The following is a 4,314-nucleotide window of genomic DNA, read 5'->3' as shown; positions in this document are numbered from 1 at the left end:
AAGCCGCTGCATTGTGGGCTGGGAACTCGGCTACGCAGAAAGTACGCTCGATACACTCGCAGCTATTAGCCGCGCCATTAAAGTACATAACAACGTGCCTGCCATGTTTTATCTCGATAACGGCTCTGGCTACAAAAACAAACTAATGAACGACGACACCACCGGTTTTTATGCTCAGTTTGAAATAGACGTAATATTTGCCATACCAGGCAATGCCCGTGTTAAGTGGATTGAGCGGTTCTTTTTACACATGGAAGACCGTGTTGGTAAACGTTTTAGTACCTATTGCGGGCGTGACCACGACGATCGCCATAAGCAACTGGTACTTAAAGAGGCTAAACAGGGTAAACGTAAGCTACCGACAGTAGACGAATGGATAGCTGAGTTTAAAGCATTTTTAAACGACTACCACAATAGCGAACACCCCGAGATTAAAGGTAAAACCCGCCAACAAGTGTGGGATGAAAACATTGAGCGCGTGCCACCGGTAGAGGGTGATTTTGTCATGCTACCACGCGAAACCGTCAATATTCGCCGTGGCCGTTTCCGCCTGCATCAACGTGATTATTCAGCTGACTTTTTACACCAGTTTAACGGCCAAGAGCTTGTTGCCGCTTACGACCTACACGACGACAGCTACACCAAGCTTTATAAGCTAAACGGTGAGTTTTTAATGTTCGCTAACTTAAAAACTAAATCGCACGCGGTGCCTACATCTCGCATCGAGCAAGCCGAAAGCAAACGCCGTACTGGTCGCTTAAAACGCATAGACACCAAACGCCGTGAAATTGAAGCCCAAGAGAATCAGGAGCGCATTATTGATGTTGACTCAGTGGCGAAGTTTGCAGCACCCATTAAAGGTATTGAAGCACAAGAAGCACCGGTAAACATTTTTGATTTTGATGTAACACCAGCACAACCACAACACGAAATCGACCTAAACGAATTACTAGACCAACCTAATTTACGAAAGGAAACAACTTATGAGCTATAGCCAACCACACCCATACACGCCCGAGCAAACCCTGCGTGTTGAGCTAATTAATCAAGAGCTAAGCACCACAGGCATGACCGCCGAAGAACTTAACTGTGGCTTTGCACTGCAGTCAGTAAAAGAAGTACTCGCGAACAAATGCACCATCAACCCTGAAAAAATAATTACACAAATTTGGCACCAGTTATTTGGTGAAGCGGCCATTACAGATATTGAAAAACGTAACGGCTTTAATAAGTCGTATAACAAAGCTGATCGTGAGCTGGCAGGACGTATTTGCCTGCGCTTACAATCACCTGAAATACGCGAACAAAACATTACTAGCGCAAGCATTGCAGTGAGTATGGGTAAAAGTCCTGCATCTATTAGCCAATTAATTAATGGTAAATACAACGCAAAACCTACTAAACATTTACATGATATTTGGGCACTTATTTGCCCTGCAGAAGTTGATCAAGGCAAACCTAGTAAAGAGCGCAAACAAATAAGCATTGTGTACGGTGATGTGCGCTTTATTCCTACCAGTACATCAAAGCTTATTGCTATGGCCTGCGACCAAGCTCGCCAACGTAAACGCTTTAGTGTGTTTGCAGGCCAAGCAGGGCTGGGTAAAACCAAAGGTATTGCGGAGTATTGCCGCCACAACAAAGAAGCCATTTTAATTGCTGGCAGTGAGCAAACCAGCAGCACCCAAGTGCTTGAGCAACTAACTTTAGCCCTGGGCTTATCGCGCTGCCCAAGCGCGTACAAAAACATGCAAAAAATTATTCAAGCACTGCGCGATACCGACCGTTTAATAATTTTAGACGAGGCCGACAAGTGCAAACCTAACTCGCTCGACCCACTGCGCACCATAAGCGACCAAGCCATTGTAGGCGTAACCCTGGTTGGAAATATTCAGTTAGTAGACAAGCTACAAACCCAAGAGCGCTACGAACTCATTGCAAGCCGCGTGTGCTTTTGGCCTAAGCCTATCGGCCAAATTACCGTTGAAGATATTCGCACCCTGTTTTTAGAGCTCACCGAAGGCACCGTAAAACTTGCCCAAGACGACGCAAAGTGGTGGCAATGGCTGCACAAACGCGTTGAGGGTAACGCCCGTGAACTGGTTGAAAACTTACTACCGCACTTGCTTAACCACACTAACAAAAACCCTGACACCGCCGTAGACAAGTTGTTAGTCAATGGCATTTTTTCATCAGTACTTAATAAACCAGCAGTTTAAACGTTGTTTAAACACACTTTAAATAAGGATTTAATTATGCCATTTACAATAAAATTAAACACATCACGTTATACAGCACATTTAGCGTTTAGCTCGTTGGTAACAAACGCAACAATGCTAAGCCTACTTGCTAAAAAAGACCCGCAAGGCGAGCTAATAGACAAATGCGATGGCAACATTAAAGCGGCCTTTGCAACCCTTACTGCCGACAAGTTATTTAGTATTCATCATGTACACGAAGTTAACTCACATGCACATACTGCTAGGCGTTTTAATACCATATATCGTGAATTCCCGCTTATTTATACCGAGGGCATGAAAGATTGGGGCATTAAAATTATTGGTATAGGCCAAGCCCCACAGTTTGAAATTGAAGCTCTGGAGGAAAGCGCATGAGTAACTTGATCCAACAAATCAAAATTGCACAAAAGGCGGCGGGTATCGACCAAGATACCCACCAACTTAATGTGTCATACATTTGCGATGGCCGTGTAAACACCAGCACAGGGCTAACCAAGCTTGAACAACAGCAGCTGCTTGCACGTTACCGTGCTATGAACCCAAATGCGGGTAAAACACAGTTACCCGCACAGCTAAAAATGATTTACAGCCTATGGGGCCAATTAAGCCGCGCAGGTGCGGTAAACATTGATTCAAAACAGGCCTGCGATGCGTTTTGTGAAAAACACTTACAAGGCAAAAAGCTCAGCCAAAGCGCCCAGCAATGGCCGCACATTATTGAAGTACTTAAGCAATGGCTTGCACGCCATAAAGCAAAGCAGGGGGCGTAAATGGCTAATTACGAAGAGTACCAAAACTTTACTATTAACCCGCGTAAGCCGCCTTATACCGAGGAAAAGCGCTATCGTAATGTTAAAGATAAAGACAAGCAAAAATGCCGTATTCGACGTGATGTAGAGGCTTACCAAGAGCAACGCAAAATAGACCGGGAAAATGGCTTAGATTATTTATTTGAGGAGCAATCATGAGCGAATCAACGATAGATTTACGGGCATTACCGCACGGCCTGCGCCGTATTGTTAAACACTTGGGTGTTGAACAAACCATTGCGGTACTCACCGAGCAACAAGGGCAAATGTTTTATATCCCTGAAAAGCCTACCGAGGATCACGAAGTAGTAAAGGTATTTGGTAAAGCCCTGGTGCAAGAACTGATAGACGCAAACGTAGGCTCAAGCTATCAAATACCCATGCTGCACAAAGTGCTTATGCAAATTCGTAATCAACAAATTTGTGAGGCGCTAGACACCAAAACCTGCAACATTCAGCAGCTGGTTAAGCGTTTTAAAATAACCCGCCAACAAGTAAGCAGTATTTACAGTGCATATCAAGACGAACGGGCGCACGAAACACAATTAAATTTAAGTTTGTAAGGTGAAACCATGGAGCTATTAAAAGACATTAAAGCTGAATGCCAGGCATTTTTTAATGGGGCAATATTGCGTAGTAAGCCTGTAATTCATTACAAATGCCCTGAGTGCAATAACACGTTAAAAACCATGCGCCCACCACAGGGCGAGGTTTATAACGATCACACTGTGTGCATTCATTGTTGGTTTGAGTTTATCCGTATTACCGACGGTACTGAGGTAAGAATCCAAACTTACCCCAAGCACAAACATGCAAAACAATAACTTTGTACTGCTCACTGCGTTGCAACTTAGCGGCGGTAAAAAGCCAAAGCGGTGGCAGTACGAATACGGTTTAAGCCTGCTTAACCGGTATATCAACCAACGCAAGCTATTTGGCCTAGATACAACAGGCATGATGGACGAATACCGCGAAGCATTTAGAGAAATAAAGGGTTAATAATGAGTGGAGCAAGAGAAATAGCAGAAAAAGCAGTTGATAACATAGAAGAACTTCTTACTGATATGTTTGCTGGTGATTACGCGGACAATGAAGTTTCATTAGGGGTATTATTAAGTGGTAAAGAAGAAATACAAGTGCAACTTAAAGTAACACGCGCACCGATTGATTTTATCGATACTGATTACAGCGAATGGGACGCCAGTTTCAAAAAAATATAATTGTATTTAAACTATGTTTAAACCTCATTTAAATTAAATTGGCTT

General features: G+C 43.6%; 9 protein-coding genes. All 9 read left to right on the top strand.

Annotated features, from left to right (window positions below; translation table 11 throughout):
- A partial coding sequence (locus L650_RS0100965; protein WP_029771838.1) for a Mu transposase C-terminal domain-containing protein occupies window positions 1-994 on the top strand: 994 nt, incomplete at its 5' end.
- Entirely contained in the window at window positions 984-2,219 is a 1,236-nt protein-coding gene (locus tag L650_RS0100960) for an AAA family ATPase (RefSeq protein WP_029771837.1), read from the top strand. The genes L650_RS0100965 and L650_RS0100960, both read left to right, overlap by 11 nt.
- Before the next feature lie 36 nt (window positions 2,220-2,255).
- Window positions 2,256-2,615 (top strand): hypothetical protein, encoded by a 360-nt coding sequence (locus L650_RS0100955; protein ID WP_004586552.1) that lies wholly within the window; start codon window positions 2,256-2,258, stop codon window positions 2,613-2,615.
- Window positions 2,612-3,010, top strand: coding sequence for a phage protein GemA/Gp16 family protein (locus tag L650_RS0100950; RefSeq protein ID WP_004586551.1), 399 nt, complete (start codon window positions 2,612-2,614; stop codon window positions 3,008-3,010). The genes L650_RS0100955 and L650_RS0100950 overlap by 4 nt, the downstream gene beginning before the upstream one ends.
- On the top strand, window positions 3,011-3,208 hold the full coding sequence (locus L650_RS0100945; protein WP_004586550.1) for a hypothetical protein: 198 nt from the start codon (window positions 3,011-3,013) through the stop codon (window positions 3,206-3,208).
- Window positions 3,205-3,612 carry a Mor transcription activator family protein gene (locus L650_RS0100940; protein ID WP_029771836.1) on the top strand — a complete coding sequence of 136 codons (408 nt, stop codon included), beginning with the start codon at window positions 3,205-3,207 and terminating at the stop codon, window positions 3,610-3,612. Before L650_RS0100945 ends, L650_RS0100940 begins: the two co-directional genes overlap by 4 nt.
- A 9-nt stretch (window positions 3,613-3,621) precedes the next feature.
- Window positions 3,622-3,873 carry a hypothetical protein gene (locus L650_RS0100935; protein ID WP_004586548.1) on the top strand — a complete coding sequence of 84 codons (252 nt, stop codon included), beginning with the start codon at window positions 3,622-3,624 and terminating at the stop codon, window positions 3,871-3,873.
- A complete protein-coding gene (locus L650_RS0100930) occupies window positions 3,860-4,048 on the top strand; it encodes a hypothetical protein (RefSeq protein WP_004586547.1) in 189 nt (62 codons plus the stop codon). Before L650_RS0100935 ends, L650_RS0100930 begins: the two co-directional genes overlap by 14 nt.
- A gap of 2 nt (window positions 4,049-4,050) precedes the next feature.
- A complete protein-coding gene (locus L650_RS0100925; protein ID WP_029771835.1) occupies window positions 4,051-4,269 on the top strand; it encodes a hypothetical protein in 219 nt (72 codons plus the stop codon).
- Window positions 4,270-4,314: the final 45 nt, after the last annotated feature.

The sequence above is a fragment of the Pseudoalteromonas sp. TB51 genome, from assembly GCF_000498055.1.
In the GTDB taxonomy this organism is placed as follows: Bacteria; Pseudomonadota; Gammaproteobacteria; order Enterobacterales; family Alteromonadaceae; genus Pseudoalteromonas; species Pseudoalteromonas atlantica.
This window is presented reverse-complemented; position numbering and strand designations above follow the sequence as displayed.

Excerpts from the sequence above, each read along its gene's own strand:
- L650_RS0100960 (WP_029771837.1), top strand. The coding sequence starts at position 984 with ATGAGCTATAGCCAACCACACCCATACACGCCCGAGCAAACCCTGCGT.
- L650_RS0100955 (WP_004586552.1), top strand. The coding sequence starts at position 2,256 with ATGCCATTTACAATAAAATTAAACACATCACGTTATACAGCACATTTA.
- L650_RS0100950 (WP_004586551.1), top strand. The coding sequence starts at position 2,612 with ATGAGTAACTTGATCCAACAAATCAAAATTGCACAAAAGGCGGCGGGT.
- L650_RS0100945 (WP_004586550.1), top strand. The coding sequence starts at position 3,011 with ATGGCTAATTACGAAGAGTACCAAAACTTTACTATTAACCCGCGTAAG.
- L650_RS0100940 (WP_029771836.1), top strand. The coding sequence starts at position 3,205 with ATGAGCGAATCAACGATAGATTTACGGGCATTACCGCACGGCCTGCGC.
- L650_RS0100935 (WP_004586548.1), top strand. The coding sequence starts at position 3,622 with ATGGAGCTATTAAAAGACATTAAAGCTGAATGCCAGGCATTTTTTAAT.
- L650_RS0100930 (WP_004586547.1), top strand. The coding sequence starts at position 3,860 with ATGCAAAACAATAACTTTGTACTGCTCACTGCGTTGCAACTTAGCGGC.
- L650_RS0100925 (WP_029771835.1), top strand. The coding sequence starts at position 4,051 with ATGAGTGGAGCAAGAGAAATAGCAGAAAAAGCAGTTGATAACATAGAA.